Below are 14427 nucleotides of genomic sequence, written 5' to 3'. Positions count from 1 at the left end.
TGTTTGCATTTATTGGATTTATCGTCTAACCGTCACTTTTCCTGGCACCCATTACAAAATAGAGATTCAAATTCATCGCCCAATTATTCACATATGAGTGCGATTCTAAAAAAAGGTGTCATCTTTCCAATTGGCGGGATTATTTTTTATATATGTTGCAATTCTTAGAAATGATTCATCAGACCGGATGATGTGGTCATGAAAACGAGATTGCCAGTCAAAATCGAATTTTAAGCGGTTACAATGTTTGGTTACAGCAGATTTGTATGAACCAATAATTGATGATATGGTATTTTTCCCCTGATTTTGAAATCTTTTTTGACCGATGGTTTGGGATGGTGGTTCCGATGGTTGTTGTAGGGATAGGGCATCCGGTAGGGACAGGGCATGCCCTGTCCCTACGGTTGGCACATCGTTATCGGGTTGTAGGGACAACGCATGCGTTGTCCCTACATCATACCCTGTCCCTACGTCATGCGTTGTCCCTGATGACGTTTCCCCGTTTATAATCAATATGCCATGCACATGATTGGACATGACGACAAATTCACGCAATTCAACATTATTTGCATGATTTTTTATTTCATACCACAATAAATCTGCAATAACACCCTGATTGGATAATTTCATTTTATCATTTTCAATTTCCCCAAAAAAATGAATTCTGTTTTTGGTGCAAATGGTAATGAAATACATAGCATTCCAACCATAATCCCAATTTTGCGGACTCGTTGCGATATTTACCTCTGAATTTTTCAGACATCAGGTAATAAATTTATAAAAATTATATAACCTATTAAGTAAGTGCTTATTACTATTTTATGAATTAGCCAGAAAAATAAAAAAATGACTTTAGTTTTTTTACGCAATCTTCAACCGCAATTCCCCTTTTCTCTTAATGATTTTCAACTCGAAATGCTGGTTGATAAAAAACTTGCAGTGGTTTTCGGCCCATTCTGCCCTGCTTTCTGTATCATAAAGCAAAGTCATTCTGAGCATGGTTTTCACGTATTGTTCATGATAACCCAACTCATGTACCCAAGCGATCAACTGTGCTGACCAATCTTCCTGGAATTTTTCAAAATGGGTACGCCCATCAAAAAGCAACTCCAATTGATTCTCCCTGTTTTTAAAACGGTAGATGCCACATAGCTGCCTGTAAATCATCCTCAGCCTGTCTTTTGGATACTCGTAAGTATCCAAGATAGTAGCAAAGGTCTCATCCATTAGCATCAGTGGATTGTACAATTGGGTGTAGGATTTTTTAAGCTCAAAAACCATGGTGTCCAAAAGGCTTTCTTCCAAAACAGATTGTGCCTGACGGAGTATGTAGTTTTTGTCTAAGGGGAATAATTTCTGAATCATCTGACAATCAAATCTTTCGCAAATTAGGCTTTTGCTTTCAATTATTAAAGATTTTATTTTGAAAAAATAGTTTCTATGGCATTTTGAATCAGATCATTTTCAAAACCCCTCCCCATCAGGTATTGATGGGTCTTGTACCTTTTTTTGAAATCATCAGATTCCTTTATCAAGTCAGCTTTCTTTTCAACCAAATGGAGAAGTGTTTCCCAATATTCATCTTCGTCGATTTCCTTCATTCCTGATTTGATACAATTGGGACTGATTTGGCGAAACTTCAGTTCCTGTAGGATTTTATTTCTGCCCCATTTTTTGATCCTGAATTTCCCGCTTACAAATGCCTGTGCAAACCTTTCTTCATTCAAATAGCCTTCACTGATCATATAAGCAATCAACTCCTCAGCCTCCTCCCCATAGATTCCACGTTTATGCAGTTTGTTCCTGACCTCTTGTTGGTACCGCTCCTGATAGGCACAAAAAGAAGCGATCCTGACCTTTGCTTCGGCCAAGGACCAATACTTTTTGGGTTGATCGGGATTATATTCTTTTCGTGGGTAGGACATTTTGTGTAATTTTAGCCCAAAGTAACTTTAAGTGTTATTTTTTTCAAATTTTAAACTCAAACCATTCAACACTATGCGCAAAAAAATTGTAGCCGGAAACTGGAAAATGAACCTCAATTTTGAAGAAGGTCAAAAGCTGACTTCTGAAATCGTCAATATGCTCAAGGATGAAAACATCAAAGATGTGATCACTGTACTCAACCCACCGTTTGTTCACCTTTATTCTGTTAAGAAACTGATCGGGGATACGCCAAACCTTTTCCTAGGTTCCCAAAATTGCTCTGACAAAGCTTCCGGTGCCTATACCGGAGAAACGTCGGCAGGTATGTTAGCTTCTTTTGGGGCCACTTATGTTATTATCGGACACAGCGAAAGAAGGGAATACTTTAAAGAGTCCAATGAATTGCTGACTGAAAAAACCAAGCAGGCATTGGCCAATGGCCTGACACCGATTTTCTGCTGTGGCGAACCCTTGGAAATCCGTGAAGCCGGCACACATGAGGAATATGTTAAACAGCAATTGACAGAAAGCCTTTTTGGATTTACACCTGAGGAAATGTCCAAAATAGTCATTGCCTACGAACCTATTTGGGCCATTGGAACAGGTAGAACAGCTTCTTCCGATCAGGCACAGGAAATGCATGCGGCACTGAGGAATCATTTTGCCAGCAAATATGGACAGGAATTGGCCGACAACATTTCCATCCTTTATGGAGGCAGCGCCAATCCCGGAAATGCCAAGGAACTGTTCTCCAAGCCTGATGTGGATGGTGGATTGATTGGCGGTGCTTCCTTGAAATCAAGGGATTTTGTGGAGATTGTGAAATCGTTTTAAATGCTCGATGTCAGATGACCGATGACCGATGTAAGATCCCGTCCTTGGTAACTAGCTGGCATTGACAAAGTAAGATGATACAATTTGACTAAGAACTGAACATGGCTTACCCTTGTCACTTCTCTCCCGATGGCTATCGGTAGAGAAGTCTAATCCCGTTTAAGGTTTACTACACTTTTTCATCTCTTTTCTGTATGATTTTGGGAAAAAATTAGGACTTAAGAAGAAGAAAAATACCCATGCAATACCTGGAATTCAAATTTTCCTGTAAGGAACCATACCGTGAAATTCTCATAGCCGAGCTCTCAGAGGTCGGCTATGATTCTTTTTTGGAGACAGATGAGGGTTTTGATGCCTATATTCAGGAAGACCTGTTTGATAGAAATTCATTTCAGCAAGTCATCGACCAATATCATGAGGCGGCTTCCATTCAGGTGACTGAAGGCAAGATGCCAAAAGTCAATTGGAATGAGGAATGGGAAAAAAACTATGACCCCATCGAGGTAGGTGATCAGGTTTATGTCAGGGCTTCCTTCCATCAACCTAGAAAAGAATTTAAATATGAAATCCTGATCAATCCAAAAATGTCATTTGGTACAGGCCATCATGCTACTACTTACCTGATGCTGTCCCACCAATTGACCATCGATCATCTTGGCAAAAGGGTTTTGGATATCGGTTCCGGGACAGGGATTTTGGCCATTATGGCTCATCAGTTAGGAGCAAAGGAAATAGAAGCCTTTGATATAGACGAATGGTGTGTCGAAAACGGCAATGAAAACTTCGAACTGAATGGGATGAACAAAGTGAGGATGGGCAAGGGAACTGTTCGTGAAGTGAAACCACAAGGTGAATTTGACATCGTTTTGGCCAATATTAATAAGAATGTGCTTTTGGACGAAATGGATGTTTATGCCACCTTGGTCAAAAGCAAAGGCCATTTGTTGCTCAGTGGGTTTTATGAACACGATGTTCTTGACATTGCCGAAAAGGCGTTTCAGTTTGGGTTTGTAGAAAAGGAAGTGCAATCCAAAGACGATTGGGCAGCGTTGATTTTGGAAAAGCTATGACAGAACTGGTTATTTATGCCGTCCTTTTCCTGTTGCTGATCGGGCATACCCTATTGGCTTCAAAGATGTACAATGCCGTACATCTGAATAACTCTTTGGACATTCGGGAGAAGAATGATTGGAAATTGAAGGCTTTGATCTTTCCTTTATTTTTTTGGGGGAGGTATAAGAGGAGGGTTTTATGATTCAGAAAGATACCTAAGAGAAATTAAAAAGCCCCTGAAAATCTTAAAATTTTCAGGGGCTTTTTAATTTCTTTATCCAACCCCCTCTTCCACATCTGCTGTAAGTGGATTGGATTGACGGATAAGTCCCTCTGGCAATTCACCTTCTGTAGAAGCCACCACACAGCAAACTGTAGCATCCCCTGTTACATTCACAACAGTTCTGAACATGTCCAATATTCTATCAGGCGCGATAATCAGTGCAATTCCTGCTGCGGGAACACCAATAGATTCCAAGACTATAATCAACATAATCAAACCCGCACCGGGTACTCCCGCAGATCCTATAGAAGCTAATGTGGCTGTCAAGACTATGGTCAATTGTTGGACAAGGCTTAAATCCATACCCAAGGCCTGAGCAATAAATACCGCCGCTACTCCTTGATACAGGCTGGTACCATCCATATTGATGGTCGCACCTAAGGGCAGGACAAAACTACTTACTTCTTCTGAAACTCCGATTTCATTTTCTACTTGTCTCATTGTAACAGGTAAAGTTGCCGAACTTGAGCTGGTAGAAAAAGCTAAAAGTTGAGCAGGCCTAATGGCTTTGAAAAAATCCAGATATTTTATTTTTGTGAAACTTTTCAGAATGGTGGGGTATATCAAAAATACCATCAATAATAATCCACCAACTACTACCAAGCTGTATTTTAATAAAGCAAGCAGTAACTGCACAGCAGAATCTGGGTTATCTCCTGCTATTTCTACGATCAAGGAGGCCATCAAAGCAAAAACACCATAAGGTGCAATAAGCATAATGAAGCCTACTATTTTGATGATTACATCATTCAATCCATCAAAAAATGCGATCACAGGTTGTGCTTTTCCTTTTGGAATTTTTAATAAAGCAATGCCCATAATAATGGCGAAAAACACGACCCGAAGCATACTTGCATTGTCTCCTGCTGCCTCTACTACATTTTCGGGAACCATATCCACCAGCGGTTGCAATGGACTTTTTTCTTTAAGCTCCGCTGCTTGCATGGTTTTTGAGCCTACTGCATCATCATAGAGTGTCATTAGATTCTCTTTGGTATCCTGAGGGAGACTTTTTCCTGGCTGAAATATGTTGACCAAACCTAGACCAATAGTCACTGCAACGATGGTAGTGAGCAAATAGGTTATGATAGTTTTACCCCCAATTCTAGAAAGCTTTGAAACATCACCTAAATTGGCTACGCCTACTATCAAAGAAGCCAAAACGAGGGGTACAGCAATCATCTTCAGCGCATTGATAAATATTGTACCAATAGGCTTGATAAAATTGATCGTAAAAGTTGGCGAAAAATTGAACTTGATTACCAATAATCCAAAAACCAGACCAAGGACAAGACCAATAATGATTTGAGTATGTAAGGGGATCTTTTTTAGCATTTCTATAAAATTGATTGCTGTTAATTAAATTTTGCTAGATCTGCTGATCAGGATATAATCGGCCAATACCAAAGCACACATGGCTTCCACTATCGGTACTGCTCTGGGAACTACACAAGGATCGTGTCTTCCTTTTCCGGACACAGTCACAGTTTCACCTGATTCATTGACGGATTCTTGATCTTGCATGATGGTAGCCACGGGCTTGAATGCTACATTGAAATAGATATCCTCACCATTGGAAATACCTCCTTGAATACCACCTGAGTGATTGGTTCTGGTTCTTACCCGATCACCATCCTGGTAAAAGGCATCATTGTGTTCGGAGCCACGCATTTTCACCCCTTCAAAACCGCTTCCATATTCAAAACCTTTGACCGCATTGATAGAAAGCATGGCTTTGCCCAATTCAGCATGTAACCTGTCAAAAACGGGTTCGCCGATACCAGGAGGAACACCTTTTGCCACGCAGCTTACGATGCCTCCAACTGTGTCCCTGCTTTTCCTAACCTCGTCGATGTAATCGATCATCCGTTCGGCAGTTTTTTGATCAGGACACCTCACAATATTATCTTCCGTTTTGTTCAGATCAAGTTCTTGATAGGTTTTTTCTAATTTCAGGTCACCCACTTGACTTACATAAGCCTGTACACTAATACCGTAATGACTTAGTAACATTTTAGCAATGGATCCTGCTGCAACTCTTGCGGCTGTTTCTCTGGCACTGCTTCTGCCACCACCACGATAATCGCGGGTACCAAATTTTTCAAAGTATGTATAATCGGCGTGTGAAGGTCTGAATTTGTCCGAGATATGACTATAATCTTTACTTTTCTGGTCGGTATTCATGATGACCAAGCCTATGGGTGTGCCTGTGCTTTTACCTTCAAATACCCCTGAAAGTATTTGAAACTCGTCTTCTTCTTTTCTTTGCGTAGTAATTTTTGATTGACCGGGTTTTCTACGCTGCATTTCTGCCCGTATAAAATCCTCGTCAATAGTGAGTCCCGCAGGACAGCCATCTATGACTACACCCAAACCCAAACCATGGGATTCTCCAAATGTTGAAATCTTGAATATTTTTCCGAAAGTGTTACCCATTACCTTTTCTCATAATCAGGACTGCCAATAATATGACCGATCCTGCCAGCAATAAATTGATAAAGATGGAAAAATAATACTTATATCTTTCGTAAGAAAGTTTATTGCTCTCTACTTCAATCAAATCATAAATCCCACCCAACCGCTGATTGGAAATGGCCTGATTGACTTTGGACTCGCCTGTCACATTAATAATAGCCTTAGGTCTGAGGGTATCATATTTTGATTGGACAGGATTAAAGTAAATCCACTCAAAATGATCTGCAAGATTAACCTGACCGGGTTCATTGATGGTAAGGTAATAGGTGAATTCCTTGATACCGGTAATTTTCTTCATTCCTCTGTTTACCTGTTGTCTCACGTTGGGATCGTAAGTATTTAATTTATGTATTTGTCTTGTTTTTGGCGCAGATATAGAGTTGATATTTCCTTCTCCATTGATCCCAAAATTATATGTGAAGCCCTCACCTGTCTGTGCTTCAAATTGTGAGATGTTTTCCCGTAATTGAAAAATGCCCACACTTACTTCATTTCTTAGCGGATGGGGCGGAAGCGGATTAACTTTCACTTTTTTAGCAGAAGAATAGAAAGTTTTGAAATCCTCTAACCTGTTGCTGCCAAAAAATGTAGGGTTTTTGGCTACTCGGTACTTGATCATTTCCCATGAAATAGGGGGAATGGTTATTTCTCCCTCAGAAAAAGGGAAAAACGTCGCTTCATAAACTTTATATTTTATCCATGTTTTACCATTGAAACTTACTCGTTCCGGTTGGATATTGGTGATGTTAAAATTTTCTTCCCAAGCATTGGAAGGTTTCATTTTTTTCAGTATTCCATCAAGTTGTTTGCCGGGTTCATAAAATTGAAATGGCGCCTGATTGGTCTCTGACATATAAAAGGCTAAACTGACATTGAATCCTTCCCCCACAAAAACTTCTTCCTTATCTACAGAAGAAGCAAAAAAAGCATCGTCTTCAATTTCAATAAATTCAGGCTCTTCTCTTGACTTACCGAAAAGATCATCAAATGGATCGAAAACATTGGACTGTCTTTGGGCTGCCCTGGCATCGACCACATTTATTTTTTTTCCAGGAGAGCTGTAGTCTGCTCCATTGATTTTAATACTGAAACCTGATAGAGTAACCCCCCCTTTTCTCAATGGCTTATAATATTGGATAATGCTGTTGGTGCTACTTACTTGCCCATTGATAACATTCATAGAGGAGGATTGTGATATTCCTTGTTTTTGAAATCCTAAAATATCTGGAAATTCATTATACGACTTTATTTTGTCATTGGAAATCGTTACCTTGATGCTGAAAGTTGCATTTAAAGCTATCTCGTCTGGGCCAAGTTCAATAACCACTTCTTGCGCCATTGTAGGAATAAATATAATTCCGAAAAAGTATACAAAAATTAGGGTGATGCTCGTTTTGATCATGTTGTGTTTTACTTAATACTCGCAAATTAACTTTATATTTTAAACGCAACAAACCAAATTTAGTGTCGTACCAATAAGTGTTGTTGTTTAATCTTTAACCTATAAAATTCTTTGAACCATGCTTGAATATGTAAAGACCATCTTAATGAAAGTAAGTTTTGATGGAAAACTCTTCGAGAAAGAGTTGAGGAAAGCCCTGAATTTGTTGATGCCAACGGAAATACAAGAGTTCAGGGATTGGTGTTATAGGAAGTTTTCCAACAATTACGAACCTGTGCTGGATAAATATTTTATCAGCTTGGCAGGTTAAAGAAAGAGCCCCGATTAAGGGGCTTTATTTTTTTTTATCAAACTACTCCAATATTGGATGCCTTTCAAAAGGCTTATTTCTATCAAACAAATACCTGTAAGTAATAAGATTCCTGCTTTTTTTCCCCCCAAGATTTTTAGAAATATTTAACATTTTAGGATTGAAATCCCCCTGCCAGTATAGTTCTAGTTTTTTGTAGTTTGTTTGGGATTTGATGACTTTTTCTGCTTCTACTATCATAAAATAATCTAACCCTGAACCTTGAAACTCGGGTACAACACCAAATACAATCCCTACAAAGCTGCTATTCTTTCCAAAAGTTTTTATAAGGAAAAATTTAATTTTTGCCCATACTCCGAATTGTCCATTAAGGTGTTTGATGATTTGGTTGATATCCGGAAGATTTAACCACATTACCACGGGTTCATTTTTGTGATAAACAAACCACATCAATTTTTCGTCCAAAACAGGCTTCATTGAATTCAATAATTTGAGTGCCAGTTGAGGAGATAGTTCTTTATTTCCCTCATGTTTTACCCATGCCTTATTGTACGCTGTGCTCATGTCTTGGGCAAATTTTGGCAGTTGATCCTTTTTGATATATACTGCCTTGAAGTCAGGGTTTCCATCGAATTTTTTATGTGATTCATAAAATTTCGGGTCAAGTTGATGGGAATCAGACGCAACAGAAAGACTCCAACAAATTTGGTTATAGAAATTCTTAAAGCCGTATTCCTCAAAAAGCCTTTGGTAATATGATGGATTGAAATTCATATTATAAATTGGTGGATGAAAACCCTCTGTCAAAAGTCCCCACCACTTATCCCGATCACCAAAATTAATCGGCCCATCCATTGCCTGCATACCTCTTTGCATTAACCAGACCTTTGCTGAATCAAACAACAGATTTGCAGATTCCTGATTGTCAATACAATCAAAAAAGCCAATGCCACCGACAGGGAAATTATCTCCCTTGCTTTTATATCTTTTGTTGACAAATGCTGCGATTCGGCCGATCAGCCTATCATTGTTGTCTTTTAGAACCCATCGGACCACTTCACCACCTTGGAGGTATTTATTTTGTTTTGGATCAAAAACCGACAGCACATCTTTGTCTAGCGGCCTTATCCAGTTGGGATCCTTTTCATTGATCAAAATATGTACCTTGATGAATGCTCTTTCATCATTTTTTGACAATACTTCGGTTAACTTCATAGCTTGGATGCTGATAGGACAAAATTACCCAATATTCCAAAAAGCATGGTCAAAGATTAAACTTAATATTTCTCAAAAAACCATTATATCCTGTCCTTTTAACAGCAGATTTTGCGAAAACCTTTCGGAATGTTTCCTCCGTAATTTCAACCCAATCTCTCTTATTCATTTCCTCCAAATCTGGATGAGGATTAAACTGAGGTTCTTGATGAGGTTTTGAAAAACTGTTCCAGGGACAAACGTCCTGACAGATATCACAACCGAAAACCCAGTTCTCGAATTTTCCTTTCATCTCCTGAGGGATTTGTTCTTTGAGTTCGATGGTAAAATAAGAAATGCACTTTGAGCCGTCTACCACTCCATTAGCTACAATGGCATCAGTTGGACAGGCATCGATACATTTTGTACAGGTGCCACAATAATCCTTGGTCATTGGCTCATCGGGACTTGCTTCTATATCCAAGACCAATTCTGCCAAAAAGAAAAATGAGCCCATCTGTCTGTTCAGCAATAAACTGTTTTTACCCAACCATCCTAATCCGGATTTTTGGGCCCATTGCCTTTCCATCATTGGGGCGGAGTCCACAAAAGCCCGACCGTTAATATCTCCTATTTCATCTTTCAAATGTAGTAGAAAAGATTTCAATTTATCTTTCACCACAAAATGGTAGTCTTTGCCATAAGCATACTTTGCTATTTTGAGGTCTTCCTTGCTTTCTGGAAGTTTTTGGTCGGGGTAGTAATTATAAATCAAGCTGACCACGGTTTTTGCTCCTTCAACCAGTTTGGTCGGGTCTAGTCTTTTGTCAAAATGGTTGGCCATGTAGGCCATTTGACCATGGTAGTTTTTGTTGAGCCAAGCCTCAAGTTTTGGAGCTTCCTCTTCCAAAAATTCCGCCTTTGCAATCCCACAAAAATCAAAGCCCAGGTCTTTTGCATGCGCCTTAATAATCCCAGCGTACTTGTTTTTTTGAAGAAAGGTATTATTGAACATTTTGACTCTCAACTTTTTTCTCTTACCAAATAACCCTATTATCTCAACACCACCAGTCTTGGTTCTTGCTTCTTGTCTCTTGTTTCTTCTCCTTCATCCCTAAAAAAGGCTTCCCATTTGTCCCCCAAAATCCGGCTTGATTTTCAAGTGCTTGTAGGCTAATTCTGTTGCCATTCTACCTCTTGCAGTTCTTTTCAGATATCCTTCTTGAATCAAAAATGGTTCATAAACCTCTTCGATGGTTTCTGCCTCTTCACTGCAGGCTGTTGCTATGGTACTGAGACCAACAGGCCCTCCTTTGAACTTTTCTATGATGGTCATCAGGATTCTGTTGTCCATTTCGTCCAGCCCGTTTTCATCCACATCTAATGCATTGAGAGCGAATTTTGCTATTTCCAGACTGATCGTTCCATTTCCTTTTACTTCGGCAAAATCCCGGGTTCTCCTAAGTAGCATATTCGCAATCCTGGGTGTTCCCCTGCTTCTTCTTGCTATTTCATAGGCAGCTATTTCATCTATTGGAGTTTGGAGGATTCCTGCAGATCTTTCCACGATTCCCGTCAAAAGTTTGGCATCATAATATTCTAGTCGGGAATTGATACCAAACCTTGCACGTAAAGGAGAGGTAAGCAAACCTGATCTCGTTGTCGCCCCGATCAAGGTAAAAGGGCTTAGTGAAATCTGAACAGAACGGGCATTGGGTCCCGAATCCAGCATGATGTCTATCCTGAAATCTTCCATTGCTGAATACAGGTATTCCTCCACAATGGGATTTAACCGGTGGATTTCGTCTATGAAAAGGACATCGCCTTCTTCGAGATTGGTCAATAGGCCTGCAAGGTCAGACGGTTTGTCCAACACAGGTCCTGAGGTAATTTTCAGTCCTGATTCCAATTCATTGGCTATGATATGGCTGAGGGTGGTTTTCCCTAATCCAGGAGGGCCATGCAGGAGAACATGATCTAATGGTTCATTTCTTCTTTTGGCCGCCAGAACAAAGATCTTAAGGTTTTCCACAATCTTGAACTGACCTGTGAAATCATCAAAGCTCAAAGGCCGAAGAGCCCTCTCTATTTCCCTGTCCGAGTTATCCAGTTTTTCTTTATCACCACTCAAATAATCTTCTCTCATAGCTATGCATCTGCCTTACAAAGATAGAAATTTAGATCAAGGCAAAAAGATTAAATAAATCAGGTTGAAATTAAAGGCAATATTGTTGCATTTCTAAGGTTGTTTTGGAACTATTGTTAGAAAATAACTTTAACTTTCGGAAAATTTACCCATTTCCATGCGCAGCAACGCTAACAAAAACATTCTTTATTCCATCATTCTATTATTGCTGGTTGCGATTGTCTATCTGTACAGACAAAATCAGCAAAAACCCATTCAGGAGATAGTGCAAATTGCCACAGGGAAAGTCATTCTGTCTGGAAATACTATGGGGACGACTTACGGGATTGTTTACTTAGACAAAGAAGAAAGGGATTTCAAAGAGGGAATAGACTCCTTAATGCTTGTATTTAACCAATCCCTTTCCACTTATATTCCTGATTCAGAACTGAGTATTTTCAATAAAAGTGATTCATTGGTTTTTGATTTGCCTTTTTTTCTCCCTGTATTGGAAGCCAGCAAGGTTGTTTACGAAAAAACAGATGGTGCTTTTGATCCTACTGTCGGCCCATTGGTCAATCTTTGGGGTTTTGGACCAGAAGGGCCACAATTAAAGGACAGTGTGAATATCAATAATATTTTACCTTTGGTAGGGTTCGATCAGATCGAATTTGACCATATCAGGATTAAAAAAAATAAGCCCGGTACATATCTTGATTTCAGTGCAGTCGCCAAAGGTTATGGTGTAGACGTGGTCGCTGATTATTTGGCTTCAAAAGGAATCCAAAATTTGTTGATCGAAATAGGTGGGGAATTAGTGGCGAGAGGGGTAAATGAAAATGGTGAGCTTTGGAAAGTAGGTGTCAATAGACCAGAGGAATTGGGAAGGTCAGACGAGCTATTTAGCGTCATTGCATTGGAAAATAAGGGCATGGCCACATCAGGCAACTATAGGAATTATTATGAAGCAGATGGTATCAAAATTTCCCATACTATTGATCCTTTTACAGGGAGACCGGTTAGGCATGGACTTTTGAGTGCTACAGTGTTGGCTGCCGATTGCATGCAGGCAGATGCATTGGCCACAGCATTGATGGTCATGGGAACAGAAAAGGCCATTAACCTACAGGAAAGAGAGAAGGATTTTGAAATATTTTTGATCTATAATGATGAGAATGGCGAGATGAAATCTTTTGCCAGCAATGGCCTTAAACCCTATTTATCCTTTGTCCATGATTAATATCAAAGAATATGGCAGTTAATTTTATCTTATTATTTGCAACAGCCATGCTGGCTGGTGGTTTGGCGTACTTTATACCGAGTTGGGAGGAGCGATATTTTAAATTGGTACTTGTCTTTGCCGGATCCTACCTTTTTGCGATTACCGTATTGCACATATTACCCGAATTGTTTGTAGAATCAGGTGATTCAACCAAAATGGGCCTTTTCATTCTTTTGGGTTTTTTACTTCAACAAATTCTTGCCCTATTGTCTACCGGTGTGGAACATGGCCATATACATCATCCCAACCATCAGCATGGCGGCGTTCAAGTTGGGGTTTATACTATTATGATTGGTTTATTTATGCATGCTTTCCTTGAAGGAACTCTTCTATCTCATGATGGTATTTTGGTGGATCATGCTCACGATGGACATGACCACGGTCACCATCACCATCATGGCAACAATAACCTTTTATTGGGAATCCTTTTGCATAAAGGACCGGAAGCCTTTGCATTGGTCGCCGTTTTGATGAGTAGTATGAAAAAAAGATGGGTTTTTGTTTTGCTGATTATTTTTGCATTTGCGTCCCCATTGGGAATGGTATTGAGTAACATTTTTTATGAAAGGAATATCTTAGACAGAAATGCCTTGAATATTTTCTATGGTATGGTAGCAGGAGGCTTTCTTCATATTTCGACAACCATCTTTTTTGAAAGTAGTCCGGACCATCGATTTCATCTCAACAAGGTTTTGATCAGTATTTTGGCATTTGGATTGGCTATCTTATTGGAGATGTTTCTTTAGTATATCCATTCAAAGGAAATCTGGGATGATACAAATAGCCTGATTGTTTTTCCTATTTCAGCTAAAAGTCGATGGGAAAGTTCAGGGCATGTAAAAAAACAGAAATTATGCTGCTTTAATATGGGTTTAATATCTTTATTGTTATGAAGGATGTAGTGCAGGATTTATATTGCCTGGAAAGATAAACACAGTATTTTATTTTGATTTTATAATTTTACTCATCTGATTGACAATATGTTGCTAATATAGTATACTTTCGCTAAATTGATATACCAAACCCAAAATAGAACATATGGAGCAGGCAATTTGTCCAAAATGTGACCACGCCAAAGTGGTCAAAAGTGGTGTTGTAGGTGGAAGGCAGCGATTCAAGTGTAAAAAATGTGGGTACCACTTTACAGTAAATAAGTTGGGTAAATCCATTGATAAGTATTATGTTGTCAAGGCTTTACAGCTTTATATTGAAGGAATCTCCTATAGAGAAATCGAAAGAATATTGGGCGTAAGCCATGTTTCAGTAATGAATTGGGTCAAGCAATATAAAATCAAAGCACCCGAAAGCTATGATTACAGACCAACATACAAAGTTCTAAATCATACTGAATTGATCAAATTTATGGCTCAAAAGGACAATCTTACAGATACAGGTATGTTGATTACAGAACTCGGAGATAAATTTATGATCATTAAATGGGAGCGTTTTAAAAATAGGTGATTCAGAATATTATTCTGTTTACTATACTTAGTTAACAAAAATATATCTACTTTTTTTTATTTGGAATTCAACTTTTCAATTT

16 protein-coding genes are annotated in these 14427 nt (G+C 39.0%); 7 read left to right on the top strand and 9 right to left on the bottom strand.

What is annotated here, in order from left to right:
* Positions 1-105: 105 nt before the first annotated feature.
* From HMJ38_RS05505 to HMJ38_RS05495, 3 genes are all read right to left on the bottom strand, one after another.
* Positions 106-630, bottom strand: a complete 525-nt coding sequence (locus HMJ38_RS05505; RefSeq protein WP_228779902.1) for a transposase — start codon at positions 628-630, stop codon at positions 106-108.
* A 231-nt stretch (positions 631-861) separates the two neighbouring features.
* Positions 862-1365 carry a hypothetical protein gene (locus HMJ38_RS05500; protein ID WP_194973373.1) on the bottom strand — a complete coding sequence of 168 codons (504 nt, stop codon included), beginning with the start codon at positions 1363-1365 and terminating at the stop codon, positions 862-864.
* A 53-nt stretch (positions 1366-1418) separates the two neighbouring features.
* Complete coding sequence (locus HMJ38_RS05495) at positions 1419-1925, bottom strand: regulatory protein RecX (RefSeq protein WP_194973372.1); 507 nt, start codon at positions 1923-1925, stop codon at positions 1419-1421.
* 73 nt (positions 1926-1998) lie between these two features.
* Between HMJ38_RS05495 and tpiA the strand changes: the two genes are divergently transcribed.
* The 3 genes from tpiA to HMJ38_RS05480 all read left to right on the top strand — a co-directional run bounded on the left by tpiA (position 1999) and on the right by HMJ38_RS05480 (position 4015).
* A complete protein-coding gene (gene tpiA / locus HMJ38_RS05490) occupies positions 1999-2760 on the top strand; it encodes a triose-phosphate isomerase (RefSeq protein ID WP_194973371.1) in 762 nt (253 codons plus the stop codon).
* A 239-nt stretch (positions 2761-2999) separates the two neighbouring features.
* The gene (prmA, locus tag HMJ38_RS05485) at positions 3000-3830 is read left to right on the top strand and encodes a 50S ribosomal protein L11 methyltransferase (RefSeq protein WP_194973370.1); all 831 of its coding nucleotides are present in this window, start codon (positions 3000-3002) and stop codon (positions 3828-3830) included.
* Complete coding sequence (locus tag HMJ38_RS05480) at positions 3827-4015, top strand: hypothetical protein (protein ID WP_194973369.1); 189 nt, start codon at positions 3827-3829, stop codon at positions 4013-4015. The genes prmA and HMJ38_RS05480 overlap by 4 nt, the downstream gene beginning before the upstream one ends.
* A gap of 72 nt (positions 4016-4087) precedes the next feature.
* Here the strand turns inward: HMJ38_RS05480 and HMJ38_RS05475 are convergent, their stop codons facing one another.
* The 3 genes from HMJ38_RS05475 to HMJ38_RS05465 are packed head-to-tail and all read right to left on the bottom strand — an operon-like array spanning position 4088 to position 7973.
* Positions 4088-5431, bottom strand: a complete 1344-nt coding sequence (locus HMJ38_RS05475; protein WP_194973368.1) for a dicarboxylate/amino acid:cation symporter — start codon at positions 5429-5431, stop codon at positions 4088-4090.
* 24 nt (positions 5432-5455) lie between these two features.
* The gene (aroC, locus tag HMJ38_RS05470; protein WP_194973367.1) at positions 5456-6532 is read right to left on the bottom strand and encodes a chorismate synthase; all 1077 of its coding nucleotides are present in this window, start codon (positions 6530-6532) and stop codon (positions 5456-5458) included.
* Positions 6525-7973: a BatD family protein gene (locus HMJ38_RS05465; protein WP_194973366.1), complete on the bottom strand. Its 1449-nt coding sequence runs from the start codon at positions 7971-7973 to the stop codon at positions 6525-6527. Before HMJ38_RS05465 ends, aroC begins: the two co-directional genes overlap by 8 nt.
* 118 nt (positions 7974-8091) lie before the next feature.
* Here HMJ38_RS05465 and HMJ38_RS05460 point away from each other — a divergent pair, with 118 nt between their 5' ends.
* Entirely contained in the window at positions 8092-8283 is a 192-nt protein-coding gene (locus HMJ38_RS05460; RefSeq protein WP_194973365.1) for a hypothetical protein, read from the top strand.
* 42 nt (positions 8284-8325) lie between these two features.
* Here HMJ38_RS05460 and HMJ38_RS05455 read toward each other — a convergent pair whose 3' ends face one another.
* The 3 genes from HMJ38_RS05455 to ruvB all read right to left on the bottom strand — a co-directional run bounded on the left by HMJ38_RS05455 (position 8326) and on the right by ruvB (position 11623).
* Positions 8326-9498 carry a hypothetical protein gene (locus tag HMJ38_RS05455; RefSeq protein ID WP_194973364.1) on the bottom strand — a complete coding sequence of 391 codons (1173 nt, stop codon included), beginning with the start codon at positions 9496-9498 and terminating at the stop codon, positions 8326-8328.
* A 49-nt stretch (positions 9499-9547) separates the two neighbouring features.
* Positions 9548-10492, bottom strand: coding sequence for a tRNA epoxyqueuosine(34) reductase QueG (queG, locus tag HMJ38_RS05450; protein WP_194973363.1), 945 nt, complete (start codon positions 10490-10492; stop codon positions 9548-9550).
* Between the two features lie 99 nt (positions 10493-10591).
* The gene (gene ruvB, locus HMJ38_RS05445; protein ID WP_194973362.1) at positions 10592-11623 is read right to left on the bottom strand and encodes a Holliday junction branch migration DNA helicase RuvB; all 1032 of its coding nucleotides are present in this window, start codon (positions 11621-11623) and stop codon (positions 10592-10594) included.
* 157 nt (positions 11624-11780) lie between these two features.
* Between ruvB and HMJ38_RS05440 the strand changes: the two genes are divergently transcribed.
* The 3 genes from HMJ38_RS05440 to HMJ38_RS05430 all read left to right on the top strand — a co-directional run bounded on the left by HMJ38_RS05440 (position 11781) and on the right by HMJ38_RS05430 (position 14345).
* Entirely contained in the window at positions 11781-12842 is a 1062-nt protein-coding gene (locus HMJ38_RS05440; protein WP_194973361.1) for an FAD:protein FMN transferase, read from the top strand.
* Positions 12843-12853: 11 nt separating this feature from the next.
* Entirely contained in the window at positions 12854-13630 is a 777-nt protein-coding gene (locus HMJ38_RS05435) for a ZIP family metal transporter (protein WP_194973360.1), read from the top strand.
* A gap of 292 nt (positions 13631-13922) precedes the next feature.
* Positions 13923-14345 carry an IS1/IS1595 family N-terminal zinc-binding domain-containing protein gene (locus HMJ38_RS05430; protein ID WP_194973359.1) on the top strand — a complete coding sequence of 141 codons (423 nt, stop codon included), beginning with the start codon at positions 13923-13925 and terminating at the stop codon, positions 14343-14345.
* The last annotated feature ends 82 nt before the right edge of the window (positions 14346-14427 follow it).

The sequence above is a fragment of the Aquiflexum lacus genome (assembly GCF_015476655.1).
GTDB lineage: Bacteria > Bacteroidota > Bacteroidia > Cytophagales > Cyclobacteriaceae > Aquiflexum > Aquiflexum lacus.
This window is presented reverse-complemented; position numbering and strand designations above follow the sequence as displayed.